The following is a 26919-nucleotide window of genomic DNA, read 5'->3' as shown; positions in this document are numbered from 1 at the left end:
AACGGAGTTCATTATTATGAAACGAGTAGTCGTAACCGGTATCGGCATCGTGTCCAGCTTGGGCAACAACTGCCGCGAAGTGCTCGAATCGCTGCGCCAGCTCAAATCCGGCATCGCTTTTGATGAAAGCTACCGTGAAATGGGCTTGCGCTCACACGTGGCCGGCAACATCAACATCGATACCAAAGAGCACATCGACCGCAAAATCCTGCGCTTTATGGGCAATGCCGCAGCCTATGCCTATATCGCCATGAAAGAAGCCATCGCCCACGCCGGGCTCACCGAAGAGCAGGTGTCGAACGTTCGCACCGGCATCGTGGCCGGCAGCGGCGGCGCCTCTTCCGCCTCGCAAGTGGAAGCCGCCGATACCCTGCGCGAGAGCGGCGTGAAGCGCATCGGCCCTTACGGCGTAACCAAAACCATGGCCTCCACCGTGGCTGCCTGCTTGGCTACCCCGTTTAAAATCAAAGGTGTGAACTATTCCATCAGCTCCGCCTGCTCCACTTCCGCCCACTGTATCGGCCACGCTGCCGAACTGATTCAGCTTGGCAAACAAGACATCGTGTTTGCCGGCGGCGGCGAAGAAGTATCGTGGCAGATGAGTTCCCTGTTTGACGCCATGGGCGCGTTATCGAGCAAATACAACGACACGCCCGAACAGGCCAGCCGTGCCTACGATGCCGACCGCGACGGCTTCGTGATTTCCGGCGGCGGCAGCATTTTGGTGATGGAAGAATACGAACACGCCAAAGCGCGCGGTGCCAACATCCTGTGCGAACTCACCGGCTACGGCGCCACTTCCGACGGCCACGACATGGTGCAGCCGTCCGGCGAAGGCGCGGTGCGCTGCATGCAGATGGCGCTCGCCCAGCACGGCGGCAGCGTGGACTACATTAATGCCCACGGCACGTCCACCCCGGTGGGCGACACCAAAGAACTCGGCGCCATCCGCGAAACCTTTGAAGGCAAAGAAGTGCCGCTCATCAGTTCCACCAAATCCCTATCCGGCCACGCGCTGGGCGCTGCCGGCTCGAACGAGGCGATTTACTCCATTCTGATGATGCTCAACGATTTCGTGTGTGCCAGCGCCAATGTGCTGAACTTAGATGAAAAAGCCGCCGGCCTGCCGATTGTGCGCGAAAACATCAGCAAAAAGCTCAATGCCGTGATGTCGAACAGCTTCGGCTTCGGTGGCACCAATGCCACGTTGATTTTCAGCCGCGTGTAGAGGCTACCTGAAAAACAGCCGAACCTATTTTGAGGTTCGGCTGTTTTTATGTGGCTTTTTCTGGCGTAAAAACCGGCAACTTCAGCATACTGTATCTATTTATAGTGGATTAAAATAAAAATGAGACAAGGCGGCAACGCCCGCCGTGTACGGGTAGTACATAAGGGCGTTGGCAACGCCGTATCATTGTAATTTTAATCCACTATACCTGATAATGAGGCAAAGCATGCAACAGTGTTTGTAAAAATTTTGCCAATTATTTCAGGTAGCCTTGATAATCACCCAGCCTACCATTATCTTAGCAACAATAGATTTTTAAAAACATTCTTGCTAATGTGATTTATTTTGATTTTTCGGTCGATACAACCCTTTTTAGGCAGGCAATTTTGCCCAGCATGGTCAATAGCTTGACTTTAATCAAGAAAATCAAATATCCGCGCACTATAGGCTTGAGTTATATAATAAACTGAACAATACCCTGATTGTTAATAGGGAATTAATTATAAAAAACCACACAAAAATATTGCCAACTACTTTATCTGTACCAAGGGAGATCGCGATGATCAAGCATTCCAAACATTCTTCGCTCAATATTGCGTTAATACAGGCGCGCGAAGCGTTGATGACGCATTTTCGCCCGCTGCTCAACGAAATCGGCCTCACCGACCAGCAATGGCGCATCCTGCGCCTTTTGGCCGAAAACGGTACGATGGATTTCCAAGACCTAGCGCGCAGCGCCTGCATCCTGCGACCCAGCCTCACCGGCATCCTCACCCGCCTGGAAAAAATGAAGCTGGTGGTGCGCCTGCGCCCGGCCAACGACCACCGCCGCGTTTATCTCAAGCTTACCGAGGAAGGCGAGCGCACCTTCAACGACTTTGTCGGCAAAATCGATGCCTGTTACGACGGCATCGAAAATCAGCTTTCCAAAGAAAAACTGGAACAGCTGCATGAGTTGCTGAGCCAAATGGCTGCTATCCATGTAGCCACAATGGCGCGGATGTGAGATACGCTCAATCCGACAGATTGCCTCCTAAAACCCCGCCCGATCCAATTCCTCCAGCAGCGCAGGCCGACGCGGTTTTTCACTATATCGTTCCCTGATTTCGTCGGCAAAGTCTTCCATCGCCTGCCGTTGTGCGGAATATTGGCGGCGGAGGATCTTTAATTGGTTCAAGAGCTGGCGGTATTGTTTACGGTTGCTTGCCTTATTGATTTCAGCCGCAAAGATTTTCAGGTAGCAAGCTACGATTTGGTCGTGATACGGCTCGGGGAAAGACGGGGCAAAACGTTCCATCATGTACAACGAAAGGTGTTGCTGCAATAGGGCGAGTGGCCGGTCGAATTCCTGTTCATGCTCCAATATTTCAGCTTGCAGCGAATCTTGGTCAGACAAACGCGCAAGCAGGCGGTTGAATTCATGCGGCCATTCGGCGGCGGAAAACGTGGCTTTCCATGCCTCGTAATGCGGCAATGAAAGGCTGGTGGAAAACGCCAAATCCGCTGCGATTTCACGTACATTTTTGCCGATTTCCTTCAATACATCAAAAAGTTGCAGCTTCCATTTGTGCAGTGTGCCGAGTGTTCCTTCATCTTCGGCAATGCTGATGCCTTTGCGCAAGAGGCGCTCCACTTCCGCCCAATCTTGCTGACCAACTGCTTGTTCTACCGCAATTTGTCTGAATTTCGGCAGGCGCAGATGTCGTCTGAAATAATCCTGCACGGCAGCAGTATCGCCTTTCGCCTGCAAGACCTGCCACCCCTCAAATGCCCAAAGTTCATAATCCCAATTCCATTTGGCAACCGCCAAACGTTTAGCCACATAATCTTGCCAAGCCTGCCATTCGCCGCGCTGCCGCCAGATTCGGGCGCGGATTTGGTAGATTTTATTGCCTGCTTCGGAGGAGTCAAAATAGCGGCTGTCGTCCAAGCATTTGTCTAAAAAATTAATCAAACGCTTTGGGACGTTTTCCATGACCGCCTCTTCCAGCAGGTCGATTGCCATATACATAGCATCGCCCAACATACCGTCTGAATCATCCGCCTTTTCAAAAGCATCCTGCAAACGCGGTATCAACAGAGGCAAAGCCTGTTGCAACGCCGCCGTCCCCTCCTGCGCCACATCTTCCAACCAGTTTTGCAGCCTGAAGCCCAAATCAGCGGCTTCGTAGTAATCATAATATCGGGTTCGGGAAAAGATTCGGGAGAGCTGCTGCCGATACAGATTGCCGCCCTTTTTAGGCTGCTGCGCGTCAGATTCGTCAGGCTGCCCGTCCGGCGTTTGAGCGCGTACCGCATACTACAAAGCCGCCATATGCTTGCACGCCCCGCCATAAGGACAATCGCAGCCCCCGTCCTTAATGTATAAATCACTATCCAGCTTCAGCCATACCGAATAGTTTTCCGAACCACACACCTCCGCCCGATAACGCCCCGCAGAAGTTTTTTGGACATCGCGAACCTTGCCCTGCTCAAAATACAGCAGGTCGCGTTCGGCGATATGGGGCGGAAATAGGCGGGGTAGGTAGATACCGGACATGGTTTGCTTTCAAGAAGTTGTTGAAATATGGGAAGTTTACTGGTTCGGGCGACGTTTGGGGAGATAGTGGCGGGAATTCTTGTTTGGCAGAGTGGCAAAAGGTCGTCTGAAAATGGGTTTCAGACGACCTTTTAGGTGCTTGAAAGGAGGCGATAATTTATTTGGAATGCAATGATTGGATAATCAGCGGTATACAGGCTGCCACATTACATCCTGCACGGCCTGTACCCAGTTTTCAGACTGTTTGGTCGCTACACCGTCCTTGACCGCCTGTTTCGCCACGGCAACCGCCACAGTGGCGGATGACGCGCGCAGGTTGTCCACCGGTGGCAGCAGGGATGCGCCTGTATCTTGCGGGTTCACTTGTGATGCTACGGCTTCGGCAGCGGCAAGCAGCATACCATCGGTAACTTCTTTCGCGCCAGAAACGATAACGCCCAAGCCCAGGCCCGGATAAAGCATGGCGTTGTTGGCTTGCCCAATGTGGTAGTTCACGCTTTTATAAGAAACGGGCGGAACAGGTATGCCGACGGAAATTAACGCTTTGCCGTCCGACCATTGAACCGCGTCGGCAGGCATGACTTCGATTTTCTCCGTCGGATTGGACAGCGGCAGCAAAATAGGCCGTTCTACGCCCGCGCACAGCGCTTTTACCACTTCTTCGGTAAACGCGCCGTGATCGGTGGATGTGCCGATTAAGATGGTCGGCCTGATCTGTTTGACCACTTCCAGTAGGCTGATTTTGCCGTTGGTTTTCGTCCATGCAGCCACTTCGGCGGCAGGACGGGCATATTCCTGCTGATAATCCGGCAGATTCGGCATATCGTCGGTAACCAAGCCGTTGATGTCTATCAGCCATACGCGTTTCTTGGCTTCTTCGCGGGAGAGTCCGTCGCGCTGCATGGCCGCGCTGATTTGGTCTGCCATGCCTGTTCCCGCCGTACCCGCTCCATAAACAACCAAACGCTGTTCGGCAAAATCCTGTTTGGTTACTTTCAAACCCGAAAACACGGCCGCCATGACAATTGCGCCCGTGCCTTGCATATCGTCGTTGAAAATACGGTAGCGTTCGCGGTTTTCCACCAAAATGCGGCGCGCGTTGGACGGGCCAAAATCTTCAAAGTGCAGCAATGCATTCGGGAACAGCTCTGCCGCTGTTTTCAAGTATGCAGCAATCAGTGCGTCGTAGCGTTCGCCGCGCACGCGGGCGTGGCGGTTGCCGAGGTAGGCGGGGTCGTTGAGCAAGGCTTCGTTGTCTGTACCAACATCAAGATTGACGGCAATGGTGCGCGCTGGATCGATGCCTGCGGCAGCGGTGTAAACCGCCAGTTTGCCGACGGAAATATCCGTACCATTCACGCCCCAGTCGCCGATGCCGAGTATTTCTTCCGCGTCCGACACTACAATCAAATCCACATCGTCCGCACCCAGCCCCAAAGATTCAAGGGATTCGCGAATGGCTTCGGGGTGGTTGATATCCAAATACACCGCGCGCGAACGGCGGTAGTCACGGCTCCATTTCTTAATTGCTTCTCCTACGGTCGGGTCGTACACAATCGGCAGCATCTCCGCCAAATGGTCGGTCAGCAGTTTGTAATACAGCACTTCGTTGCGGTTGTGCAGCTGGTCGAGAAAAATATATTTTTCAATATTTTCGGCATATGAAGCGTATTGGCGGTAGGCGCGTACGGCTTGTTGGTCAAGCGTTTCCACCGCTGCGGGCAGGCGGCCGATTAAGCCGTATTTCTTACGCTCTTTAATGGTAAACGCCGTGTCTTTGTTGGTCAGCGGGTTTTGCAGGATTTCAGGGATGTTGCTCATGATGCAGTCTCCTATGAGGTGAGGTGGTTGGGGAATTCCCAATTCATTCTATACTCAATTTCATAAATTAGTAAAACAGATGAAAAATAAAGCGGAATAACGTACTCGGATATGAGAATACAGGTAAGCAATGACAAATCAGGTAAGAGAATATTAAAAAACGGTTGAATTTTTTGTACTCAAAATTACGTCTTACTTTCTGAAAACAAGAAAGGGGGTGTAGGCTGCTTTGGAATTGGTTGAAAAGGGTAGTAGTTAGAAAGACCACATTCCATACATTATTTTTTGAAATATAAAATTTAAATGTTTAAGGCTACCTGAAAATTTTCAGGTAGCCTTCATTTATTTCAACCCCTCCCACACCTTCAACAACCTCTTCACCGACACCGGATACGGTGTCTTCAATTCCTGCGCGAACAGCGATACCCTCAATTCTTCAATCATCCATTTAAACGCGGCGAGGTCGTCTGAAACGGGTTGTCCTTGTTTCACCAAACCGTCGGTTTTTTCCTGCCACATTTGTTCCAGCTCTTGAACATCGGCTTCGCGGGCTGCGTCGCGGGCGGGGTTGCTGCTGTATTTTTCGAGGCGCAGGGTCATGGCTTTGATGTACACAGGCAGGCGCGACCATTGTGTCCACGGGGTGCGGGTGGCGAAGCCGGCGGCGAGCAGGGTTTGCAGGCGTTGGCGCAGGAGGTGGGTGAGCGGGTGTTTGCCGAGTTTGCCGTTCAGTTCGGCGTAGGCGGCGGCGGTTTCCTGCAGGTAGCGGCTGAGGGCTTCTTTGACGGCGGGCAGGCGGCTGCGGGCGCGTTTGATTTGTTCTTTGAAGGCTTTTTCGTTGCGCGGCAGCTCGTCTTCGCCGATAAAGGCGCGATCGCAGACGGCTTGGGTGAGGTCGTCGCGCAGGGTGTCGGCGTTGATGTGTTTGAGCAGCATGGCGGCTTGGGTGAAGCCTTGGATGCCTTTGTTCAGGTCTTTAACTTGTTCTTTTAGTTGTAGTTTCATGAGTTCGATCACGCCTAATCGGTGGGCTTGCTCGGCGGCGGCGGACGTGTCGAACAGGCGCAGGGCGATGCGGCCGTCTTTTTCTTTTTGCAGGCCGAGGTAGCCGGTGAGCTGTTGTTTGCCGCGTGTGAATTTGATGGATTCGGGCAGGGTGCCGATGTCCCATGCGGTAACGTTGTCGCGCTCGAATTCTTGGGTGTTGTCGCGGAAGGTGGTGGCGGCGGCTTTGCCAAGTTGTTGTTGGATTTGGATTAAATCGCGCCCCATGGCTAATTCTTGCCCGCCGTCGTCGATGATGCGGAGGTTGAAATAGCAGTGTTCGGGCAGCCTGAACGCGGCCCATTCGTCTTGGTTGATTTGCTCCAGTATGCGGATGTCGCCTGCGGTTTTGGCGATGGCTTGGGTGAGTTGGGGCAGGATGGGGGCGTTGCGGTCGGGGTTTTGGCTTAAAAATTGTGTGATGAATTCGGGTACGGGCACGCAGATGCGGCGGATTTGTTTGGGCAGCGCTTTGATTTGCAACTGGATTTTCTCGCGTATCATGCCGGGCACGAGCCATTCGAGGGCGGCGGGGCTGATACGGTTGAGCACGGTGAGCGGCAGGGTGAGGGTAACGCCGTCGAGCGGGTGGTGCGGCTCGAAGCGGTAGCTGAGTTTGAATTTGCCGTCTGCGGTTTGCCAGTGTTTTGGGAATTGTTCTTCGGTGATGTGCGCGGCGGCGTGCTGCATGAGGTCGTCGCGGCTGAGGAACAGCAGGCGCGGGTTGTCGCGCTCGGCGGTTTTGAGCCAGGCTTGGAAGGTGCGGATGTCGGCGAGGGGTAGGGGTTTCAGACGGCCTTTTGGGGGTGCAGGCTGCTTTTTGGGTTTGGGGCCGTCTGAAACGTTTTGTAGGGTGTGTGAATTCGGTTCACGCACGCGGTTGTCCGTATCTTTGGAATCCGCGTGCGTGGCGTGTGCCACACATTCTACGTTGTGCTTTTTAGATTTTAGGACATCTGCTGCATCCGCTCGTGCCAATAAGATGAGTTCGCCGGCAGTCTCAGCATCGGGATAGTGCACCAAGCCTGCTTCATTAAATTGAGCCATTACGCCGCTTTGTAATGTCGCCCATTCTTCGGCGGAACCGATGGACGGGTCGCATTGCTGCTCGGCAATCAAGGCAACGATTTTGCCGTGCCATTGTTTGCTGTCGATAGTTACACGATCACCCAGCAGTATTGGTTGACCGTCGGCGTAGCATAGGGAGTTTTCAGGTAGCCTTTGAGCTTTGGAGTCGTCTGAAACCGTTGAAACACCGGCACCTTGTTCCCTCTCCTGCGGGAGAGGGTTAGGGAGAGGGCTTGCTGCGGTTGCGGAAAAGTTGGTTTGGGCGGCAACTGTTTTGCCTTCTCCCCAGTCCTCCCCCGCGGGGGAGGGGGTAGTTTGCTGAGGGTTTGCAGGACGCAGGTCGTCTGAAAATTGGGGTTCGCGGTTTTCAGGTAGCCTTTCGGAGTGCAGGCTGCTTTCGGTTTTAGTTTTAGCTTCGCAGAAATTCAGCCTTGCTTCGCAAGACGTCGTTTTCAGGCCGCCTGAAACCGTTGAAGCTGCGGTACTCTGTTCCCTCTCCTGTGGGAGAGGGCTTGCTGCGGTTGCGGAAAAGTTGGTTTGTGCGGCCGCATCAATGCTGTCGGTTTGCAAAATCATGCGGTAATTGATTAAAACCAAGCCGTTTCGCTGAATTTGGTTTTGATGTTGCAGTATAAATCCCTGTTTTTTAAAAAAGGGCAACGCGGCTGCGGACACATCTGCCGTTACCGTTTTATCTGCATCCGCCTGCGGCAAAACGGCAGACAACAGCGCGGAAGCGACGCCTTGCCGCTGGTGGGCAGGGTCGGTAAATAGGCAGTCCAAATGATTTTGCTCGGGCAGGTATTCGATAAAGCCGAGTATGCGGTCATTTTGCGCTGCCAATCGGATACAGCCGCGTCCAATCCGTTTTTGCCAAAAGGCGGCATTGTCCGCGCCCTGTATCCATGCGGTTTTTTCGCTGTCGCTATAATGGCTTGCTTCAATGTGCAGGACGGCGCGGCGGAACAGTTCGGCAATTTGGGCTGCATCATTATGTGTGCCGGGGCGTATGCGGAATGTTGCTGTGGACGATTTCAGACTACCTGAAACCGTTGAAACTGCGGTACTCTGTTCCCCCACGGTGGAGAATGGCTGCGGATTTACAGGATGTAGGCTGTCTGAAAATTGGGATGTGTGGCTTTCAGGTAGCCTTTGGGGGGGCAGGCTGCTTTCGGCTTTCAGGCTGCCTGAAATATTGTTTTGGGGAAACTTGCCGGATCCGTTTTCAGACGGCGTTTCGGCTTTGTCAGTTTCAGGAGTCCGACCTGCGGGTTCGCGGTTTTCAGGTAGCCTTCGGGGGGGCAGGCTGCTTTCGGTGTGCAGGCCGTCTGAAACCGCGTCCGCCGTATAAAAATCGGGCAGCCGTTCGTTATAAAACGCAAACAGCGCTTCGTCATCGACCAGCACGTCTTGCTTGCGCGATTTGTGTTCGAGTTCGGTAATTTCCTTAATCAGCTTTTTGTTGTGGGCAAAAAAGTCAGCCTTCAAATCGCATTCCTGCGCCACCAGCGCGCTGCGGATAAAGATTTCGCGCGCTTCTTCGGGGGCGATTCTGCCGTAGGACACGGGGCGGCGCGGCAAGACGGTCAGGCCGTAGAGCGTTACCCGTTCGCTGGCGACGACTTCGCCGCGTTTTTGTTCCCAGTGCGGCTCGAAATAGTGGTAGCGGACGAGGTGCAGCGCTTCCTGCTCGATCCATTCGGGCTGGATGGCGGCTACGTCGCGGGCATAAAGTTTTGTCGTTTCAACGAGTTCTGCCGCCATCACCCATTTGGGCTTCGCCTTGAACAGGGCGGAGGCGGGGAAAAGGTGGAAGCGGCTGCCGCGCGCGCCGGTGTAGTCGTTGCCGTCGGGCGATTTCATGCCGACGTTGGCGATGAGGCCGGTGAGCAGGGCGCGGTGGATTTGTTCGTAGCCCGCTTCTTTAGCAGCGCGGATTTGGGCGCGGTGTTGTTTCTTATCCAGTTGTTTTTGTTTGAGTTTGGCGGATAGGTCTTGGTCGCCCGCATTTTCAGATGACGTGAGCTGCCTGACTTCGGGAGGTCGTCTGAAAGCGGCTTCCTTGGTGGTCAAACCCATTTCAATCGCGGTTTGGGCAAGCTGGTGGTGCAGCTCGCGCCACTCGCACATCCGCAGGTGCGACAGGAAGTATTGGCGGCACCACTGCACCAACTGCTTGTTGGACAATCCTTTGTCACGCTCGCGCTGGAAGCTGTCCCAAATGTTCAGATAGGCAAGGAAATCGGACTGCTTGTCGGTAAAACGTTCGTGCGCCTTGGCCGCGGCATCGCGCGCTTCCAACGGCCGCTCGCGCGGGTCTTGAATCGACAGCGCGGACGCAATCACCAATATTTCCGCCATACAGTCGTGCTTCTTCGCCGCCAACAAAATGCGTGCGATTTTCGGGTCGATGGGCAGGCGCGCCATTTGTTCGCCGAGTTTGGTCAGGCCGTTATGTTCATTAACCGCCCCCAATTCCAACAACACCTGAAACCCGTCATTGATATACCGCGAATCGGGCATTTCTAAAAACGGGAATGCTGCTACGTCGCCGAGTTTCAACGCTGCCATGCGCAGGATGACGGCGGCGAGGTTGCTGCGGATGATTTCGGGGTCGGTGAATTCGGTGCGGCTGTTGAAATCTTCTTCTGAAAACAGTCGGATACATACGCCTGCGGAGACGCGTCCGCAGCGGCCGGAGCGTTGGCGTGCGGCGGCTTGGGAGATTTTTTCGACATGAAGCTGCTCCACTTTCGCCCGTGCGGAATAGCGTTTGACGCGCGCGAGGCCGGTGTCGATGACGTATTTGATGCCCGGCACGGTGAGCGAGGTTTCGGCGACGTTGGTTGCTAACACGATGCGGCGTTTCGCACCTGAAGGGTGGAAGATTTTGTGCTGCTCGGCGTGCGACAGGCGTGCGAACAGGGGCAGGATTTCGTCGTTGCGGCGCAGCGTGGATTTGCGCAGGGCTTCGGCGGCTTCGCGGATTTCGCGTTCGCCCGGCAGGAACACCAAAATATCGCCTTCGCCGTGTCGCGCCAATTCGTCCGCCGCATCGACAATCGCGTCGGTCAGCTCCACTTCCGCGTCGTCTTCGTCTTTGCTGGTCAGCGGGTGGTAGAGGATTTCGACGGGATAGGTGCGTCCGCTCACTTCCAGCACGGGCGCGCCGTTGAAGTGTTGGGAGAAGCGTTCTGCGTCTATGGTTGCCGAGGTGATGATGACTTTCAAGTCGGGGCGGCGCGGCAGGAGCTGTTTCAGGTAGCCCAAGAGGAAGTCGATGTTCAGGCTGCGCTCGTGCGCTTCGTCGATGATGATGGTGTCGTAGGCGGCGAGATAACGGTCGGTCTGCGTTTCCGCCAGCAGGATGCCGTCGGTCATCAGCTTGACGCAGGCATCGCGCGAGGTGTGGTCGGTAAAACGCACCTTATAGCCCACCGCGCTGCCGATTTCCGATTTCAGCTCTTCGGCAATCCGCTCCGCCACCGAGCACGCGGCCAAACGGCGCGGTTGGGTATGCCCGATTAGCCCCGCCGCCCCGCGCCCGAGTTCCAGACAAATCTTGGGCAACTGCGTGGTTTTGCCCGAACCGGTTTCGCCGCAAATAATCGTTACCTGATTTTCGGCAATGGTTTTTTTGATTTCGTCGAGCTTCTCGTGAACGGGCAGGGTGTTGTCGAATTCGGGTTTGGGCAATGCGGCCAAACGCTTCAAAAAGATTTCGTGCGATTTTCGGTATTTTTCTTCGACTTTGGACAAGCCGCCGTATTTGTTGGGATTTTTGAAGGCGGATTGCAGGAAGTGGCGGTCTTTGGAGAGGGTTTGGGAGAGATCCATTTGGCTGGGGAAAAATCGAGTGAAAACAAGGATGGGATTATAGCAAAAAGCGCTTGGCTGTTCGGCGGCGGGGGCAGGAGAAAGACTACCTGAAAACCCATTTTCAGTTTTTCAGGTAGCCTTTTTCTTAATGTATGGCGGTTTCGCTTATAATCCCGGCGTTTAAACAAATTGGCCATAAACCTTCAATACGGTATCGGTTTGGCCGCCATCCCTCCCCAAAGGCTACCTGAAAGAATCCAACTATGCTCAAACAACGAATCCTCACCGCTCTGGTTTTACTGCCGCTGATGCTCGGCATGCTGTTTGCCGCCGGCAGCGGCTTGTGGGCGCTGTTTTCCGGCCTGATTGCCCTGCTTGCCCTGTGGGAATACAGCCGGCTGTGCGGTATGCCGGAGCAAGTGCAGCGGCCTTATTTGGCCAGCACCGCGCTGTTTATGGCGCTGGCTTGGGCTGGCGGCTGGCGGCTGCCGGCGGCGGCGTGGGCAATCGTGCTTGCCTTCTGGCTGCTCGGCATGCCCGCCTGGCTGCGTTTCAAATGGCGTTTGCAGGCCGATTGGAAAGGCTTGGCTGCCGGTTGGCTGCTGATGCTGCCTTTCTGGTTTGCCCTGCTGGAACTGCGCCCCGACAGCCAATCCGCGCTCCATCTTTTGGCCGTGATGATGCTGGTGTGGGTTGCCGACGTGTTTGCCTATGTGTTCGGCCGGTTGTGGGGCAAACGCAAACTTGCCCCCGCCATCAGCCCCGGCAAAAGCTGGGAAGGCGTGTTTGGCGGGCTGTTGTGCGTGTTGGTGTACGCCTCATTGGCGCGCGCCGCAGGCTGGTTCGGCTTCAATATTTCCTGGCTCGGCATCATGCTCACTGCCTCCGTGCTCACTTTCGTGGGCATCGGCGGCGACCTCTTGGAGAGCTGGTTCAAACGTGCCGCCGGGGTGAAAGACAGCAGCAACCTGCTCCCCGGCCACGGCGGCGTGTTCGACCGCGTGGATTCGCTGATAGCTGTATTGAGCGTATATGCCGCCATCGGCGCGTTGTTCGGCTGAATAGGAAAGGCTACCTGAAAATTTTTCAGGCTACCTGAAACCCCAAACCAAGCTCCCCATGCTCAAATATTTCCAACACCTCAGCCTCCGCCTATTCTTCGCCATCCTCGGCATCCTCCTCCTGCTCACCGTGTGGGCACTGGCGCACGGCAGCCCCCACGTCCCCCACCTGCTCGCCGCCAACCTCGCCGTGCTCGGCACACTCGCCTGGTGGCTCGCCCGCAGCATCAGCCGCATCCGCCGTTATGCCGAAGCCATGGCCGCCAACCGCCCCGCCGCCCAACCCCAATTCGGCGACAGCTACCTCTACCGACTCGTCCACGCCGTCGCCCACCTGCGCGACGAACTCGACCACCGCCAACACATTGAAAATTATGTATTAGGCCTCACCCACGAACTCAAAACCCCGCTCACCGCCCAGCAGGCCGCCCTCGAACTGCTGCAAGACAGCCCCCTCAGCCCCGACCAACAGCAACTGCTCGACCGCATCCGCCGCAATACCGAAAAACAAAAGCAACTCATCGCCCGCCTGCTCGAACTCGCCCGCCTAGAAAACCGCGACAGCCTGAACGATACCCAAACCGTCGATTTGTCCAGCTTGGCCGTCCAAGCCGCCCAAGAAAGCCGCGCCGCCCTGCAAGCCAAACAGCTGCACATCGCCCTCAACTGCCCGCCCCGCGCCGTCCAAGGCGACCCGCTGCTGCTGCGCCAAGCCATCGACAACCTGCTATACAACGCCATAGACTTCGCCGAAACCGGCAGCGAAATCCGCCTCAGCCTCACCCGCAGCCGAAGCCGCACCGAACTGGCCGTTTACAACCAAGGCAGCCCCATTCCCGATTACGCGCTGGCCAAAATCCCCCAACGCTTCTACTCGCTCCCCCGCGCCGACGGCAGCCGCAGCAGCGGGCTGGGCTTGAGCTTCACCACCGAAATCATGCGTCTGCACCACGGCCGCCTGATGCTCGCCAACCGCGAAAACGGCGTGGAAGCGCGGCTGGTGTTTCCCGATGTAAAAGAGGCTACCTGAAAGCGAATTTCAACGCAGTTAAAACGCAGCTCAGTTTCTGTGCAACTCAAGTTTCAGGTAGCCTGCCAATATTGTCGTATCCCATGCCGCCTGCTGCCGGAAACAGCCCATCTGTCCCGCACCCGTGTATAATCATGCCTCTCACAAAACCAATCTTTCCAACCCATTACGGACGAAGCAATGTTCCTCCTGTCGGGCGGCGAGCCGCAGGCAGTACCGCTCGGAGAAAATAAGCGCTTTAGCCCTATTTTAGGAGCAAACACATCATGACCTTAGCCTACTGGTGCATCTTCTTCGCCATTTTCCTGCCCATTTTCTGCGCCGCCTATGCCAAATACCGCGCCGGCTTCTCTCCGGCCGACAACCACAACCCGCGCGCCTTCCTGGCCCTCGCCCAAGGCAAGGCCGCCCTCGCCAATGCGGCGCAGCAAAACAGCTACGAAATCTTCCCGCCGTTTGCCGCCGCCGTGATCATCGCCCACGTTACCGGCAACGCCGCCCAGTTCACCATCAACTTCTGGGCGCTGCTCTTCGTGGCCAGCCGCATCGCCTTTATCTATTGCTACATCAACGATAAAGCCATGTTGCGTTCGGCCATGTTCGGCGTGAACCTGCTGTGCATCGTGGCTTTGTTTATTGCGGCAATTTGATTTTCAGGTAGCCTTATGGAACGCCCCGTTAAGGTTTTGTTCGTTTGCCTGGGCAATATCTGCCGCTCGCCGATGGCCGAATATCTCTGCCGCAGCATGGCTGCCGCCCGCGGCCTGCCGGTGCACACCGCCAGCGCGGGCACATCCGGCTGGCACGACGGCGAAGGCATGCACTGCGGCAGCCTGGAAATCCTTTCCGACGAAGGCATCGACAGCAGCGGCTTTGTGAGCCGCCGCGTGCGCGCGCAGGATTTGGCCGATTTCGACTACCTGCTGGCCATGGACGACAACAACCTGGCCGAGCTGGAACAACGCTTCGACCGTCATCCCGGCAAAATCTTCAAAATCACCGACCTGCTGCCCGATAGCGGCTACAGCCACGTTCCCGACCCGTGGTACACCGGCAATTTCAACGAAACCCGCCATATCCTCACCGCCTGCTGCTCTGCGCTGCTGGATAAGATTGAAAAAGATTTGGCCTGCCGGCCATAGTCCGATAAATGCTAAAAGGCTACCTGAAAACTTTCAGGTAGCCTTTTCCTGTTCTTCCAGCCGACGGTAGCCCGAAATAGGCTGCCCGGGCATAGGGGATTTTGGGGAATTTTGCAGAGGTCTCTGTTTATGTGCCTGATGCCGGCCTATGTGGGCAGCAAGTTTGTGTTGCAGGTGTTGCTGCATCGGGTGTGAATACGTTGGGATGAATGGGAAAAGCTACCTGAAGATTTTCAGGTAGCCTTAAACAAACATCATATTTGGCATACATCAAATAAGCCGCAGATAAGCCCGCCTGAGGGTTTGACCGCTGCCCCGTTGCTGTTATTCTGTGCCAGATTCTTTTGTTTCCCCTTGATTTCAACCACAGGAGATACCCGATGAAAAAAGTGATTTTATCCGTTGCCACTGCTGCTTTGCTGGCCAGCGCCGGCGCTTGGGCGCATGGTACGCCGGCGGCGAATGAGCCGAGCAAAACGCCGGTAGACCGCAGCATTCAGGTGTATAAAGCAGCCGACTTCCAGCAGTGGGACCGCGAAAAAGCCGCCGGCGGCGAGGGCAAGCTGCTGGGGCGCTTCGCCTACACCCGCCACCAAACCGGCGAGCAGGATGCAATCCGCGAAATCGGCTGGCTCACACTGCCGCCGGGTGCGTCTATCGGCCTGCACGGGCACACCATTAATGAAGACGTATACCTGATTGTGGAAGGCCGCGGCATATTTGTGGGCTCAGACGGCAAGGAAGTGCCGGTGTCGGCCGGCGACGTGACCATCGCCCGCCCCGGCCAGTCGCACTCGCTGAAGAACACCGGCCGCCGGCCGCTGCGCTTCATCAACTTTATCGGCCAGCTGCAGAGCACTGCGCCCGCCGCTCCAGCCGCTCCGGCTGCGCCCGCTGCCCCGGCCGCGCGGTAATCTGACGCAATAACGGCAGAGGCTACCTGAAACTTTCAGGTAGCCTTTATCTTTATGCACAGACCGCGCCAAGTGCCCTTTGCCGAAAATTTCGGTATCATGCAGCCTCTTCCCGTTTTTAGGAAAACTTATGTTCCGTTCATTGCTTGTGGCCGCCGTGTTGGCGGCCTCTGTGGTGCCGGCGGCGGCAGAAACTCAGTCGCGCGTGCTGGCCAATGGTATGAAAGTGATTGTGCGCGAAGACCACCGCGCGCCGGTGGCGGTCACGCAGCTGTGGTTTAAGGTAGGCAGTGCCGACGAGCACGCAGGCAAAACCGGCCTGAGCCACGCCTTGGAGCATATGATGTTCAAAGGCACGCCCACTGTGCCCGCCGGCGAGTTTAGCCGCCGTATTTCCGCGCTGGGCGGCAGCGACAACGCCTTCACTTCACGCAACGAAACCGTGTATCACCAAGAATTTGCCGTAGCCAGCCTGCCGCAGGTGCTGGAGCTGGAAGCCGACCGCATGGTGAACCTGAATTTCAGCGACGCCGATTTTGAAAACGAAATGAAGGTAATCCGCGAAGAGCGCCGCCTCACCACGGATAACGACCCCGACGGCAAAATGTGGGAGCAGATTAATCTGAATGCCTATGCCAAGCCGGAAAACCGTGCGCCGGTTATCGGCTATGAAGCGGATTTGCACACGCTCAAGCCGGAAGATTTGCGCCGGTGGTACCGCGCCTGGTATGCGCCGCACAACGCCACGCTGGTGGTTGTGGGCGACGTGAAGGTGGGCGAAGTGCTGGATAACGCGGAAAAACTGTTCGGCAGCCTGCCCGACCACCCGCTGCCCGCGCGCAACGATTTAACCGAGCCGCCGCAAACGGCCAACCGCTCCGCCCGCTCCACCGCGCCGGTAAGCTCGCCGGTGGTGGGTTTGGCCATCCAGGTGCCCGCCCTGCGCAAAGTGGACGACAAGCTGCCCTATGCGCTGAATATGCTGGCCGACGTGCTCGACGGCAGCATGTCTGCCCGCATCGAGCGCAATCTGGTGCGCGGCCGCAAAGTCGCCGTGTCCGCCTCGCTGGGCTACGATATGCTCACTCGCTCGCCGGAAGTGATGCTGTTTAGCGGCACGCCCGCGCCGAATGTGAAGCCCGAGCAGCTCACGGCAGCATTTTTGAACGAAGTTCGCCAGATTGCCGAACACGGCGTGAGCGAAGAAGAATTGGCGCGTGTGCGCAACCGCAGCCTGGCCGCGCGCGAGTTTGGCAAAGACTCGATGGAAACCCAAGCCACCAACATCGGCTCGCTGGAATCGGCCGGCTTCTCCTACACGGATGAAGACGAAATCCGCCGCCGCCGCTTGGCCGTGAGCGCCGAAGAAGTGCGCGAGGCCGCCCGCTGGCTTCTAGCACAGAAACACACCACCGTGGTGCTGTATCCCGAATCCAAATAAGCGGCAAAGGCTACCTGAAAACGTAGGAATAATTTTCAGGTAGCCTTCCGGCTTGAATGAAAAGGCTACCTGAAAGCGCCCGCTTCAGCACAGCCCAAACCGTATCCAAATTTAGGAGTAAATCCCCATGAAACCCCTGTTCCGCACCCTGCTGCTGGCCTGCCTGCTGCCTGCCGCCGCGCTGGCCGAGAATATCCCGATTCAGCGCTGGCAAACCGCCGAGGGCACCAAAGTTCTGCTGGTGGAGCGGCATGAAAACCCGATTGTCGATATCGACGTGGCCTTCGATGCCGGCAGCAGCCGCGACAGCGCCAATAAAATCGGCGTGGCTGATTTCGCCGCCGGCTTAGCCGACACCGGCACCAAAAGCCTGGGCGAAGAAGCCCTGCTCCAGCGCGTGGCCGATTTGGCCGTAAGCCTTTCCAGCTACAACACTGCCGACACTTCCGGCGTGCGCCTGCGCAGCCTCTCCAAGCCGAATATCCTCAATCCCGCCCTCGGCCTGATGCGCGACGTATTGGTTGAGCCCCGCTTCGATCCCGCCGTGCTCAAACGCGAGCAAGACCGTGCGGTGGAAACCCTCAAGCAAAACCGCACCCAGCCCGATTTCCTCGCTTCCGTGGCCAACACCCGGCAGGTGTACCCCGCCCATCCCTACGGCTACCCCGCCCGCACCAGCGAGCAAACCATCCGCCGCATCACCCCTGTCGACCTGCACCGCTTCCACCAGCAATATTTCACCCGCCGCAATGCCGTGGTGGCGATTGTGGGCGATGTCAGCCGCAGCCAGGCCGAAGCAATCGTGAGCAAACTCACCGGCGACTTGCCAACCGGCCAAGCCCTGCCGCCCCTGCCCGAAGCCACCCATGGCGCGGTGCAAACCCAAACCCTGCCTCATAGCGGCACCCAGGCGCACATCGTATTGGGCATGCCCCTCCTCACGCCAAATGATCCCGACTACTACGCCTTGGTTGTGGGCAACTACATCCTTGGCGGCGGCAGTTTCGACAGCCGGCTGATGAAAGTATTGCGCGACCAACACGGCTACACCTACGGCGCTTCTTCCCGCCTCACCCCCCTGCGCGCCCGAGGCCCGCTCACCATCTCCTTCGCCACCGAGAAATCCCGTGCCGCCGCCGCCCTGGCCGACACGCAGAAAGTGTTGCAGGAGTTCGCCGCCAACGGCCCTACCGAAGCCGAACTGGCGCAGGCCAAGGCCAGCCTCGTGGGCAGCTTCCCCCTGCGCTTCGACACCAACGCCGAACTGTTGGGCTACCTGAAACTCATCGGCCTCTACAACCTGCCCGACGACTACCTCAGCCGCTATCCGGCAGCCGTTTCCCGCTTAAGCGCCGAAGAAGTGAAAGCCGCCTGGCAGCGCCGCGTAACCGGCCTGCACACCACCGTGGTCGGCATGCCCCAATCCGGCAAACCCGCCGCCCGCCGCAGCAACGGCAGAAGGCGTTAGGCATCAGCCGCCTGATTGAACCGGGCGCGGGCAAACCAAAAGGCTACCTGAAATTTTCAGGTAGCCTTTTGGTAGTGAATTAAATTTAAACCAGTACAGCGTTATCTCGCCTTGCCGTAACGTGTGTACTGTCTGCGGCTCGCCGCCTTGTCCTGATTTTTGTTAATCCACTATAGTGTGAGATTCTGCACGGGAAACAAAAGCCCGCTCATAGAACCGATTATGCCGCGCTTATTTCCCTTAATCTGGCCAGATTCTGATTAATGGCATCACGAACAACAGACGGGTTCAACGCCCCTGTCGCGCCCAGTGCCAACACGTGCAAATATGTTGTCAGTAAGTTAACGCGCCAGATATATTCTGTTTTTATTCCGTCTTCAATATACCGGTCTAATTGTTCTTGCGCATGCTTCACTAATTCGCCATCCAGAATTTTTTGTATCCATTCCTGGTGTTCGTCTTCGTCATCCCATTTCGATTTCACGTCTTCACGCAGCATCCGGGTGATTTCTTGTTTGATACTTTCGTCGTGGGTTAAGAAGTATTGCAAACAATAACCGGGTTCGATAAATGTCCACAAATTAAAATTGCCGTTGAATTTCAGCTTGGTTAAAACATCTAAGCAGATTTCCGTTTCTTGAATGCGGTTGGTGCAAAACAGGCTGAACAGCAGGTGGTAGGCCTTTTCCAAATCGGCTTTGTTGGTTGGGCTGAATTTCTTGCTCAACGCCGCCGCTTTTTTCATCTGGGCCGGGGATAAATTGTCCGAAAGCAGTAAATCAGAAAACATCAGGCTCACCTCTCCATCATTCAAATTTCTTCAGTTTGGTTCCGATTTGGACAGCGCATACGCTCTGTTTCATTTGCAGATAAGCTCAAAGGCTACCTGAAAACCGCCATCTCTGTTTTTCAGGTAGCCTTTTTGGGCTTTACAATTTCAACACCCACTTGCGGTAGGCAAACTCGCCGCCCATCAGGATGCCCATCAGGATGTAGGCGATGATGCCGGTGTAGAGCGCCCACCAGCGGTATTGTTCGAGCAGCACGAGCAGGGCGGCGAGGCCGCCGTTGAGGGCGAAAAAGCCGCACCAGATTTGGGTAACGCGGCGGGTGTAGGCCACGCCTTCAGGCGGGAGGTCGGGGTGTTGCAGGCGGGCGAGGCGTTCGATCAGGCTTTGTTTTTGCGTGAGGCTGAGGCCGAACAGCAGAAGCAGCAGGCCGTTTACCCACACGGGATACCAATACATGCTGCCGGGCTGCTTTAATAGGAGGATGGCGGCGAAGAAGGCGGCCACCAGCAAGGAAACGCGCCTCTGGCCGGGGTCGCGCTGCATGGCGGCGCGGGCGAGCCAGAGCAGGAGCATGAAGCCGGCCAGCGGATAAAACCAGCCCTGCTCGCGGCCGTAATACCAGAGCAGGGGGTAGAGTACGCTCAAGATGCCGAGCAGGATTTTGGCGGCGGTTTTCACGCTTCGGGCTTGGCTTCTTGGTAGAGCTTGGACACGGCGGCCACAATGTCGTCGATGGTGCGGACGTTGCGGAAGTCGTCGGCTTGGAGTTTGTAGCCGGTTTGGCGTTTGATTTGGTCGAGCAGGTCGATGGCGTCGATGCTGTCGATTTCGAGGTCTTCGTAGAGGTTGGTGCTGCCGGTTACGTTGCTGGTGTCGATTTCAAACATGTTTTCCAGTATGTCGAACAGGAAGGCGCGGATTTCGGTTTCGGTCATGGGTGTTCCTTAAATGATGGGTGGCGGCCGGGCAGAAATGCCCGGCCTATGTTTCAGGTAGCCTGCTGCCTTTGGCTTGGCGGAAGTCCGCTGCACTTGCTTTCAGGTAGCCTTAATCAAACTGCTTTGGCTAGCCGCGTTGTTTTTGCACGAAGGCGGCCAGTGTGGACACATTGGCGAAGCTGTCGCGCAATTCCTGGCTTTCGCCGTCGAGCTGGAAGCCGAAGTGTTTTTGCACGGCCAAGCCGAGTTCGAGTGCGTCTACGGAATCGAGGCCGAGGCCGCTGTCGCCGAACAGGGTTTCTTCGTCGCCGATGTCGGCAGGAGTAAGGTCTTCCAAGCCGAGGCTGTCGATAATCAGTTGTTTGATTTCTTGTTTCAAATCAGTCATGTTTTTGGCTTCTTTCATTGAAATATTGTTGCAGGTGGTCGTTGAGTCGGCGGGCGGCGATGGGCAGGGGGTGCTTGTTTAACCAGTCCTGCGGGTTGATGTCGTCGCCCACAATAAAGCGGTAGGCCGGTTTTTGCAGCGGGATTTTGTACCACGGCTGGCCTTTTTTGAAGTTCGGCGGCTGCATTTGAATCACCACGGGGGTGATGACCTGCGCGCTCCTGAGGCCGATGGATACTGCGCCCCGATGAAATTTCACCACGCCGTCCCAGCCGGTGCGCGTGCCTTCGGGGAATACCAACAGGCATTGCTGCTGCAAAACTTGGTGCACGGCTTCCACAAAATCCAAATCTTCCTGATTGGGCAGGTAGCCGCAGGCGCGGATTTGCCCGGCCATAGCCGGATTGCGCTGCAAATCGGCTTTCACGATGCAGTTGGCTTCGGGCACGCGGCCGAGCAGGAACACCACATCCAGCAGCGAGGGATGATTGGCCAAAATCAGCTGGCCGGGGCGGCCGAGCCGCTCGAAGCCTTCAAATTCCGCGCGCAAAATGCCGGAGCGCATCAAATAATAGCTAAACCACAGCCAGGTGCGCGTCACCAAGCGGCGCGCCTGCTTTTGCTGCGCCAAAGTGGGCGATGGGCGGCATAGCCAGGGCAGCAGCACGATTTGCAGCAGCACGCCGAACACGCCGAAAAACACGAAGCCCAGCCCGGTGGCCAGCAATCGCCACAGGCGGTTTAGGCGGGCGCTTAGGGGGTAAGGCGCTGCCATTGCCAAGCCTTGTCTGCATAACGGTTTATCCACCGGCGGCTGCCTGAATGCTGTTGCCGCAGCCATTCGAGCGCGCCCCAATAGCCGCAGTTTGCCGTTTCACCATCGGGCGCGGCGGGGGAAAGTTCCCATTCTTCGCCGGCGGTGAGCAGCAGCGCGAGCGCGTGAGCGAAGGGTGCGCGTTCTGCCGGTGCGGCGGGATATTGCGCCTGTAAGGGTTCGTCCACCACCAGCGCCAACACGCGCTCCGCCCCATCGGCCAGCAGGCCGGCTGCTTCGAGCACGGCGCTTTCCAAACCGCTCTGCCGCACCGAAAGCGCGGTGTATTCGCTCATGTCGCCGCGCAGCATCGACCATTGCCCGGCCAGGGCGTTGTGCACGGACAGGCCGAAGGAAGTGGGGGAAACTTCGTTGTCGCGCAACAGCGTAACCCACAAGCCGAAGCTGCGGTTGATTTCGCCGTCGTGCGAGGCGAGCACCAGCGGGCAGGGCTCGCTTTCCGCCAAAAGCGGATGCGCCGCCGCAAACAGCAGCCGCGCCGAGAGGCCGAGCCGCCGCCGCTGCATGGCGGGCAGGAAATCCACCTTCGGCGGCGTGTCGGACAAATCGGCGGCGTTTAAGCGGCCGGATGCCCACGCCGCCCAGTCTTCGCCTGTGTGCAGGCGGGTGGAGGCGGCGTGCCAGCTTTGGATGGAAAAGCGGAGGCGGAAATCGGCGGTCATGGTTTTCAGGCAGCCTTTTCGGGCCGGTAAAAAGTGGCGCGATTATAGCAAAAATGTGTTATGCGGGGCATCTTGCAGGCTACCTGAAAAATGCAGGCTGTATAGTGAATTAAATTTAAACCAGTACAGCGTTGACTCGCCTTGCCGTACTATTTGTACTGTCTGCGGCTCGCCGCCTTGTCCTGATTTAAATTTAATCCACTATATTTTTGTGGAAAGAAAGTGTCGGACGGCGGCGGGTTTGGGCTTGACGCCATCCGAAAACGCCTAGGTAAAGCGGTATAGCAGCTGCTTTCCCACTGTCTGCCATGCGCCGAAGCCGCGCCATTCCCATTCCGCAACCGCTTCCGGCGGCCATACCGCGCCGCACAGCCATTCCCCGCCCAACAAGAATACCGCGCCCTGCCAAAAGCAGCCGTCCGCACAGAGCCGCCAATCCCGTCCCTCCTGCCGCAGCCCTACTTGCGGCATATCGGCCAACCCCAATCCTACCGCCTTGAGCAAGGCTTCTTTCAGCGTCCACAGCGCATAATAATCGGCCGAATCGGCATGACTTTGCAGCCATTGCACTTCGTCTGCCTGCAACACCCAATCCGGCCAGGCATCGAAACGGCGCGGGCGCAGCCTTTCCAAATCCACGCCCACAGGGAAATCGGCAGACGGCACGGCGAGCACCGCATGGCCGCCGCTGTGGCTGAGGCTGCCTGAAAAATTCGGATTGTCTGAAAACCCGTCTGCCGCCGCCTGCTGCTTAAGGAAACGGCTTGCCCGCCAGCCGGTTTGCGCCGCGCGGGCAGGATGGCACGAAAGGTGCAGGCGGTCGGCCTCATCCAGCAGTTCGGCGCGGCAGCGGGCGGCGCAATCGGGTGTGGCAAGATAGAAGCGGAGGATGGGTTTTGGCGATAGACGGGTAGGCATGGGAAAGATTTTTTAATATACTTTAATTTCCGTGAACTCGCGGCTGAGTTTGCCGCGGATTTTTGGTTTTCCAACCAGCTTAAGAATAGGGAGCAAATATGAAGTCTCGCAAAATCATGCTGGCGGCTGCGATTGTAGCCGCTTTCGGCCTTGCCGGCTGCCAAAATAACCGTGCACCGGAAAACACCGACAGCCAGGCCAGCCGCGCCGAATCAGGCCGTACCGGAAGCAGCCGCAACGAAACCGCCCGCAGCAACCCCAACGCCACCGCCCAAACCACCGGCCGCGTGTGCCGCCTGCTGCAGGATGACGACCCCAACCGCGGCGGCCGCAAAGTAGTGTACCGCTGCAACGGCCGTACCGTATTGGCTTCCGAAGAAGCCAAGAGCGCGCTCAATTCCAGCGTGCCGGTGAGCTTCGGCGGCGGCGGCCATACCGTTCGTGCCAACCTCATCACCCGTCAGGCAGCCAATGCGGCCAACAAATCGGATGAAGCCGCCTGCGAACGCGCCTTTATCAACGCCGCCCTCAAATTCCAGCAAACCGCCCAATCCCACGGCGCCAACCGCGTAACCAACTTCCACAGCTACTACAACCGCCAAGTGTTGCGCGGCGGCCAGTATGACTGCGAAGTGGGTACGTTCCACGCCCGCGTGGTCATTCGCGGCAACATCGCCCGCTAAGCCGATTGCGGCATAAAGGCTACCTGAAAACCCGATTGGCGGTTTTCAGGTAGCCTTTTTGTTTTCTATAGCGGATTAACAAAAATCAGGACAAGGCGGCGAGCCGCAAACAGTACACACGTTACGGCAAGGCGAGCCAACGCCGTACCGGTTTTTGTTAATTCACTATATACAGCCTAAGCGCAAATGGTCTGGCATAAGGCTCAAGCATTTGCTGTTTATTTTTCAGGTAGCCTCCGCTCAAGCCTCAAGGCTACCTGAAAGCGAGGTTTTAACGCAGTTTCAACCCTATTACTTTTCCGGTTTGCCCAGCTCATACCAATCAATCTCCCGTGTGTAATACATCACCGCAAACAGCGCAGCAAACAGCAGGCAGGAACCGGCCAAGAGGTTGTATTGCTGCATTTTCACCAGCACAAACATCATGCCGTAGGCCGCCATGAGAAGCGCCGTCATCATATACACCCCGCGCACGGTGGCCAGCACGAAATGCAGATACCAAAACAGCAGGCTGATACAGGCAAAAGCGCCGACGGCATAGGCGGCAGTAAAGCCGATGTGTTCCGCCAGCGAGAGCAGCAACAGATAAAATATCGATAAAGCCGCGCCCACCAGCAAATACTGCATCGGGTGGATGCGCCACTCCTGCAACACCTCGCTCAAAAAGAACGAGGCAAACACCAGCACCACCAACACCATGCCGTATTTCACGCTGCGGATAATCATGCGGTAGTCTTCCTTGCTCAGCAACATGCTGGATTGGTAATACTCCCGCTGCTCCGCCAGGCCGTAAATCGAAAACAGCACCACGGCAAACACGATACACAGCCCAATCACGCTCCATATTTTCTGGTTCATTTTTTACTCCGTTAAAGAATTGAATGCGGCCAAGGCACAAGCCTGCCAACGGCGCACAGTATGCCCGGCACGCATCAATTTTTTGTGGAACAATGATGAAGATTTTATGAAGATTGCCGCGCCTAAGCGTGTGTAACCCAGCGCGTTTGCGTAGAATTGGCGGCAGCTTAACTTCCGCTGCCGCACTACTGCGCTGCTTGCGGTTTGCCGCCCTATATCCAAAGCTTGTAATCCGCCCTCCCCATGAACCCGCATATCCTCATCATCGAAGACGAACGCGAAATCGCCGAACTGGTCGAACTCTCCCTTGCCCGCGCCCATTTCACCGCACGCATCGCCCCCACCGCAGAGCAGGCAAGGCAACTGCTCGCGCGCGAACACTTCGACCTGCTCCTGCTCGACGTCGGCCTGCCCGACACCGACGGCTTCGAGCTGCTCAAAACCCTGCGCCCTCAACACCCCCAGCCCGTCATCATGCTCACCGCCCAAGACGAAGAAACCGACCGCATCCTCGGCCTCGAACTCGGTGCAGACGACTACATCGGCAAACCCTTCAGCCCGCGCGAACTCGTCGCCCGCGTAAAAGCCGTGCTGCGGCGCACACAAACCCAGCCCGCCGCCGAAGCCGCCCCCGTCTGGCACGACGACGCGCCCGCCTGCTGCATCCGCCACCAAGGGCGCGAACTGCCGCTCACGCAGGGCGAATACCGCCTGCTGCGCACCCTGCTGCACCACCCCGGCCGCGTGTTCAGCCGCGAAGAACTGCTCACTGCCATGTTCGGCGGCAACCGCCCCTCCGACCCCCACACCATCAACACCCACATCCGCGCCCTGCGCCACAAACTGCGCGCAGCCGGCATCGCCGACGAACACATCCGTACCCATCACGGGCTGGGGTACAGTTTTAACGAAACCTGAAGCACGGTTTTCAGACGGCCTTTCAAGCTGTTGCAACTATCCACAGGAGTAACACCATGTCTTCCGCCAAGCTCATCCAAAAGCTCAAACCCGCCTTACAAAACTCGCTTCCGCCCGAACAAAACGGCATCTTGTTGTGCCTCGATTCCGACAACGTAACGGGCGACAACGCCAAATACATGAAAATGTACAACCGCCTCGCCCGTTGGTACGACTTCGGCGAACGCTGGATAGCCCGCCTCAGATACGGCAACAGCATCAACGAAATGCGGCGCAGCCTGATGGGCGAACTGGAATGGCGGCAAGACTGTACCGCACTCTACGTCTCCATCGGCACAGGTACCGATTTAAACCACCTGCCCGCCGACATCGACCCCGCCGCGCTGGACTTGACCGGCGCCGACCTGTCGCTCGGCATGTTGGCACGCTGCCGCGACATATGGCGGAAAAAAGCGGCGGGCTTGGACTTGGTACACTGCAACGCCGAAGACTTACCGTTTGCCGACAATATGTTCGACGTCGTATTCCATGTGGGCGGCATCAATTTTTTCAGCAACAAACAAAAAGCCATCAACGAAATGCTGCGCGTCGCCAAACCCGACACCAAAATCATGATTGCAGACGAAACCACCGACTTCATCCAACAACAATATAAAAAAAGCCTATTCACGCGGAGCTACTTCCAAGACACCGATTTCGACCTGACACAAATTGAAAACTGCATCCCCGAAACCGTACGGGAAAAGAAAACGCGGCTGCTGTGGAGCAACCGCTTTTACTGCATCACCTTCCGCAAACCTGCTTGAAACAGCCGCCGCATTTGCTTTTTCAGACGACCTTCAGCCTTTTCTTGAAAGATCAATCGTGATAACCCTCCCCATTAAAGAAACGCCCATGAAACCCAAACTATCCGCACTTGCCATCTCTGTCCTTCTTGCAGCCTGCTCCGCCGTCCCGCAGCATAACGAGCAGGCGAAAGCCCTGCTGGACGAAGGCATCGCCCTGTATCAAAAACAGGATTACCAACACGCCCTGCCTTACTTTGAGCAGGCGCAGCAGGCGGGGCATATGAAAGCGCCGCGTTATCTGGGCCTGATGTATCTGAACGGCGAAGGCGTCGCCCAAAATGCGCAAACCGCCTTTGCCTACTTCACGCAAGCAGCCGAAGCGGGCGACATTACCGGGCAATATTGGCTGGGCTATTGCTACGAAAACGGCGTCGGCACGGCAAAAGACATGACCCAAGCCGTGCGCTGGTATCAGAACTCCGCCGCACGCGGCGACCATGTTTCCCAGCCCGCCATTGACGCGCTAAACCGCTTGGGCGTTAAAGCAAATTAATCCTTTCAAGGA

Annotated in this window: 25 protein-coding genes and 1 pseudogene; 13 read left to right on the top strand and 13 right to left on the bottom strand. The window is 56.7% G+C overall.

Annotated elements, in window-relative coordinates; translation table 11 throughout:
* Positions 1–16 precede the first annotated feature (16 nt).
* Both fabB and hpaR read left to right on the top strand, forming a co-directional pair.
* Positions 17–1228, top strand: coding sequence for a beta-ketoacyl-ACP synthase I (gene fabB, locus ELB75_RS01470; protein ID WP_064083786.1), 1212 nt, complete (start codon positions 17–19; stop codon positions 1226–1228).
* A 559-nt stretch (positions 1229–1787) separates the two neighbouring features.
* Positions 1788–2234 carry a homoprotocatechuate degradation operon regulator HpaR gene (gene hpaR / locus ELB75_RS01465; RefSeq protein WP_064089452.1) on the top strand — a complete coding sequence of 149 codons (447 nt, stop codon included), beginning with the start codon at positions 1788–1790 and terminating at the stop codon, positions 2232–2234.
* Between the two features lie 27 nt (positions 2235–2261).
* Here hpaR and ELB75_RS01460 read toward each other — a convergent pair whose 3' ends face one another.
* The 4 genes from ELB75_RS01460 to hrpA form a co-directional block, all read right to left on the bottom strand.
* A complete protein-coding gene (locus ELB75_RS01460) occupies positions 2262–3383 on the bottom strand; it encodes a hypothetical protein (RefSeq protein ID WP_126982431.1) in 1122 nt (373 codons plus the stop codon).
* Between the two features lie 144 nt (positions 3384–3527).
* Positions 3528–3767 carry an SWIM zinc finger family protein gene (locus ELB75_RS01455; protein WP_126982430.1) on the bottom strand — a complete coding sequence of 80 codons (240 nt, stop codon included), beginning with the start codon at positions 3765–3767 and terminating at the stop codon, positions 3528–3530.
* A gap of 183 nt (positions 3768–3950) precedes the next feature.
* Positions 3951–5588: an NAD-dependent malic enzyme gene (locus tag ELB75_RS01450; protein ID WP_126982429.1), complete on the bottom strand. Its 1638-nt coding sequence runs from the start codon at positions 5586–5588 to the stop codon at positions 3951–3953.
* Between the two features lie 342 nt (positions 5589–5930).
* The gene (hrpA, locus tag ELB75_RS01445; protein WP_126982428.1) at positions 5931–11537 is read right to left on the bottom strand and encodes an ATP-dependent RNA helicase HrpA; all 5607 of its coding nucleotides are present in this window, start codon (positions 11535–11537) and stop codon (positions 5931–5933) included.
* 245 nt (positions 11538–11782) lie between these two features.
* On the opposite strand from hrpA, the gene ELB75_RS01440 reads away from it, so the two are divergent.
* The 7 genes from ELB75_RS01440 to ELB75_RS01410 all read left to right on the top strand — a co-directional run bounded on the left by ELB75_RS01440 (position 11783) and on the right by ELB75_RS01410 (position 18575).
* A complete protein-coding gene (locus tag ELB75_RS01440) occupies positions 11783–12580 on the top strand; it encodes a phosphatidate cytidylyltransferase (protein ID WP_126982426.1) in 798 nt (265 codons plus the stop codon).
* A gap of 58 nt (positions 12581–12638) precedes the next feature.
* A complete protein-coding gene (locus tag ELB75_RS01435) occupies positions 12639–13610 on the top strand; it encodes a histidine kinase dimerization/phospho-acceptor domain-containing protein (RefSeq protein ID WP_126982424.1) in 972 nt (323 codons plus the stop codon).
* A 266-nt stretch (positions 13611–13876) separates the two neighbouring features.
* Positions 13877–14260: an MAPEG family protein gene (locus ELB75_RS01430; protein ID WP_126982422.1), complete on the top strand. Its 384-nt coding sequence runs from the start codon at positions 13877–13879 to the stop codon at positions 14258–14260.
* A gap of 15 nt (positions 14261–14275) precedes the next feature.
* Positions 14276–14752: a low molecular weight protein-tyrosine-phosphatase gene (locus ELB75_RS01425; RefSeq protein ID WP_126982420.1), complete on the top strand. Its 477-nt coding sequence runs from the start codon at positions 14276–14278 to the stop codon at positions 14750–14752.
* A gap of 380 nt (positions 14753–15132) precedes the next feature.
* Complete coding sequence (locus ELB75_RS01420; protein WP_023887579.1) at positions 15133–15666, top strand: cupin domain-containing protein; 534 nt, start codon at positions 15133–15135, stop codon at positions 15664–15666.
* A 130-nt stretch (positions 15667–15796) separates the two neighbouring features.
* Complete coding sequence (locus tag ELB75_RS01415) at positions 15797–17107, top strand: M16 family metallopeptidase (protein WP_126982418.1); 1311 nt, start codon at positions 15797–15799, stop codon at positions 17105–17107.
* 127 nt (positions 17108–17234) lie between these two features.
* Positions 17235–18575, top strand: coding sequence for a M16 family metallopeptidase (locus ELB75_RS01410; protein WP_206501476.1), 1341 nt, complete (start codon positions 17235–17237; stop codon positions 18573–18575).
* A 220-nt stretch (positions 18576–18795) separates the two neighbouring features.
* Here the strand turns inward: ELB75_RS01410 and ELB75_RS01400 are convergent, their stop codons facing one another.
* The 8 genes and pseudogenes from ELB75_RS01400 to ELB75_RS01365 all read right to left on the bottom strand — a co-directional run bounded on the left by ELB75_RS01400 (position 18796) and on the right by ELB75_RS01365 (position 23107).
* Complete coding sequence (locus ELB75_RS01400) at positions 18796–19365, bottom strand: DUF6707 family protein (protein WP_206501475.1); 570 nt, start codon at positions 19363–19365, stop codon at positions 18796–18798.
* 139 nt (positions 19366–19504) lie between these two features.
* Positions 19505–20044, bottom strand: a complete 540-nt coding sequence (locus ELB75_RS01395) for a COG4648 family protein (RefSeq protein ID WP_126982414.1) — start codon at positions 20042–20044, stop codon at positions 19505–19507.
* Positions 20041–20301 (bottom strand): acyl carrier protein, encoded by a 261-nt coding sequence (locus tag ELB75_RS01390; protein WP_064083727.1) that lies wholly within the window; start codon positions 20299–20301, stop codon positions 20041–20043. The genes ELB75_RS01395 and ELB75_RS01390 overlap by 4 nt, the downstream gene beginning before the upstream one ends.
* A 130-nt stretch (positions 20302–20431) precedes the next feature.
* Positions 20432–20692: a phosphopantetheine-binding protein gene (locus ELB75_RS01385; protein ID WP_067529951.1), complete on the bottom strand. Its 261-nt coding sequence runs from the start codon at positions 20690–20692 to the stop codon at positions 20432–20434.
* Positions 20685–21467 (bottom strand): lysophospholipid acyltransferase family protein, encoded by a 783-nt coding sequence (locus ELB75_RS01380; protein WP_126982410.1) that lies wholly within the window; start codon positions 21465–21467, stop codon positions 20685–20687. Before ELB75_RS01380 ends, ELB75_RS01385 begins: the two co-directional genes overlap by 8 nt.
* Complete coding sequence (locus tag ELB75_RS01375) at positions 21446–22189, bottom strand: beta-ketoacyl synthase chain length factor (RefSeq protein WP_126982408.1); 744 nt, start codon at positions 22187–22189, stop codon at positions 21446–21448. Before ELB75_RS01375 ends, ELB75_RS01380 begins: the two co-directional genes overlap by 22 nt.
* Before the next feature lie 99 nt (positions 22190–22288).
* Positions 22289–22398 (bottom strand): annotated as a pseudogene (locus tag ELB75_RS13160) (IS5/IS1182 family transposase); the annotation flags it as partial.
* Between the two features lie 58 nt (positions 22399–22456).
* The gene (locus ELB75_RS01365) at positions 22457–23107 is read right to left on the bottom strand and encodes a 4'-phosphopantetheinyl transferase family protein (protein ID WP_126982406.1); all 651 of its coding nucleotides are present in this window, start codon (positions 23105–23107) and stop codon (positions 22457–22459) included.
* Positions 23108–23205: 98 nt separating this feature from the next.
* Here ELB75_RS01365 and ELB75_RS01360 point away from each other — a divergent pair, with 98 nt between their 5' ends.
* Positions 23206–23790, top strand: a complete 585-nt coding sequence (locus ELB75_RS01360) for a hypothetical protein (RefSeq protein ID WP_126982405.1) — start codon at positions 23206–23208, stop codon at positions 23788–23790.
* 291 nt (positions 23791–24081) lie between these two features.
* Here ELB75_RS01360 and ELB75_RS01355 read toward each other — a convergent pair whose 3' ends face one another.
* Entirely contained in the window at positions 24082–24648 is a 567-nt protein-coding gene (locus ELB75_RS01355; RefSeq protein WP_126982403.1) for an inner membrane CreD family protein, read from the bottom strand.
* Positions 24649–24891: 243 nt separating this feature from the next.
* Between ELB75_RS01355 and ELB75_RS01350 the strand changes: the two genes are divergently transcribed.
* The 3 genes from ELB75_RS01350 (at position 24892) to ELB75_RS01340 (ending at position 26907) form a co-directional block, all read left to right on the top strand.
* Positions 24892–25566, top strand: a complete 675-nt coding sequence (locus ELB75_RS01350; RefSeq protein ID WP_126982401.1) for a response regulator — start codon at positions 24892–24894, stop codon at positions 25564–25566.
* 56 nt (positions 25567–25622) lie between these two features.
* Positions 25623–26372: a class I SAM-dependent methyltransferase gene (locus ELB75_RS01345; RefSeq protein WP_126982399.1), complete on the top strand. Its 750-nt coding sequence runs from the start codon at positions 25623–25625 to the stop codon at positions 26370–26372.
* 88 nt (positions 26373–26460) lie between these two features.
* Positions 26461–26907, top strand: a complete 447-nt coding sequence (locus ELB75_RS01340; protein ID WP_126982397.1) for a tetratricopeptide repeat protein — start codon at positions 26461–26463, stop codon at positions 26905–26907.
* Positions 26908–26919: the final 12 nt, after the last annotated feature.

The sequence above is a fragment of the Eikenella corrodens genome, assembly GCF_003990355.1.
GTDB classification, from domain to species: domain Bacteria; phylum Pseudomonadota; class Gammaproteobacteria; order Burkholderiales; family Neisseriaceae; genus Eikenella; species Eikenella corrodens_B.
Note: the sequence above shows the minus strand (reverse complement) of the source record. Positions and strands in the feature narration are given on the sequence as shown.

Excerpts from the sequence above, each read along its gene's own strand:
- fabB (WP_064083786.1), top strand. The coding sequence starts at position 17 with ATGAAACGAGTAGTCGTAACCGGTATCGGCATCGTGTCCAGCTTGGGC.
- hpaR (WP_064089452.1), top strand. The coding sequence starts at position 1,788 with ATGATCAAGCATTCCAAACATTCTTCGCTCAATATTGCGTTAATACAG.
- ELB75_RS01455 (WP_126982430.1), bottom strand. The coding sequence starts at position 3,767 with ATGTCCGGTATCTACCTACCCCGCCTATTTCCGCCCCATATCGCCGAA.
- ELB75_RS01450 (WP_126982429.1), bottom strand. The coding sequence starts at position 5,588 with ATGAGCAACATCCCTGAAATCCTGCAAAACCCGCTGACCAACAAAGAC.
- hrpA (WP_126982428.1), bottom strand. The coding sequence starts at position 11,537 with ATGGATCTCTCCCAAACCCTCTCCAAAGACCGCCACTTCCTGCAATCC.
- ELB75_RS01440 (WP_126982426.1), top strand. The coding sequence starts at position 11,783 with ATGCTCAAACAACGAATCCTCACCGCTCTGGTTTTACTGCCGCTGATG.
- ELB75_RS01435 (WP_126982424.1), top strand. The coding sequence starts at position 12,639 with ATGCTCAAATATTTCCAACACCTCAGCCTCCGCCTATTCTTCGCCATC.
- ELB75_RS01430 (WP_126982422.1), top strand. The coding sequence starts at position 13,877 with ATGACCTTAGCCTACTGGTGCATCTTCTTCGCCATTTTCCTGCCCATT.
- ELB75_RS01425 (WP_126982420.1), top strand. The coding sequence starts at position 14,276 with ATGGAACGCCCCGTTAAGGTTTTGTTCGTTTGCCTGGGCAATATCTGC.
- ELB75_RS01420 (WP_023887579.1), top strand. The coding sequence starts at position 15,133 with ATGAAAAAAGTGATTTTATCCGTTGCCACTGCTGCTTTGCTGGCCAGC.
- ELB75_RS01415 (WP_126982418.1), top strand. The coding sequence starts at position 15,797 with ATGTTCCGTTCATTGCTTGTGGCCGCCGTGTTGGCGGCCTCTGTGGTG.
- ELB75_RS01410 (WP_206501476.1), top strand. The coding sequence starts at position 17,235 with ATGAAACCCCTGTTCCGCACCCTGCTGCTGGCCTGCCTGCTGCCTGCC.
- ELB75_RS01400 (WP_206501475.1), bottom strand. The coding sequence starts at position 19,365 with ATGTTTTCTGATTTACTGCTTTCGGACAATTTATCCCCGGCCCAGATG.
- ELB75_RS01390 (WP_064083727.1), bottom strand. The coding sequence starts at position 20,301 with ATGACCGAAACCGAAATCCGCGCCTTCCTGTTCGACATACTGGAAAAC.
- ELB75_RS01385 (WP_067529951.1), bottom strand. The coding sequence starts at position 20,692 with ATGACTGATTTGAAACAAGAAATCAAACAACTGATTATCGACAGCCTC.
- ELB75_RS01380 (WP_126982410.1), bottom strand. The coding sequence starts at position 21,467 with ATGGCAGCGCCTTACCCCCTAAGCGCCCGCCTAAACCGCCTGTGGCGA.
- ELB75_RS01375 (WP_126982408.1), bottom strand. The coding sequence starts at position 22,189 with ATGACCGCCGATTTCCGCCTCCGCTTTTCCATCCAAAGCTGGCACGCC.
- ELB75_RS01365 (WP_126982406.1), bottom strand. The coding sequence starts at position 23,107 with ATGCCTACCCGTCTATCGCCAAAACCCATCCTCCGCTTCTATCTTGCC.
- ELB75_RS01360 (WP_126982405.1), top strand. The coding sequence starts at position 23,206 with ATGAAGTCTCGCAAAATCATGCTGGCGGCTGCGATTGTAGCCGCTTTC.
- ELB75_RS01355 (WP_126982403.1), bottom strand. The coding sequence starts at position 24,648 with ATGAACCAGAAAATATGGAGCGTGATTGGGCTGTGTATCGTGTTTGCC.
- ELB75_RS01350 (WP_126982401.1), top strand. The coding sequence starts at position 24,892 with ATGAACCCGCATATCCTCATCATCGAAGACGAACGCGAAATCGCCGAA.
- ELB75_RS01345 (WP_126982399.1), top strand. The coding sequence starts at position 25,623 with ATGTCTTCCGCCAAGCTCATCCAAAAGCTCAAACCCGCCTTACAAAAC.
- ELB75_RS01340 (WP_126982397.1), top strand. The coding sequence starts at position 26,461 with ATGAAACCCAAACTATCCGCACTTGCCATCTCTGTCCTTCTTGCAGCC.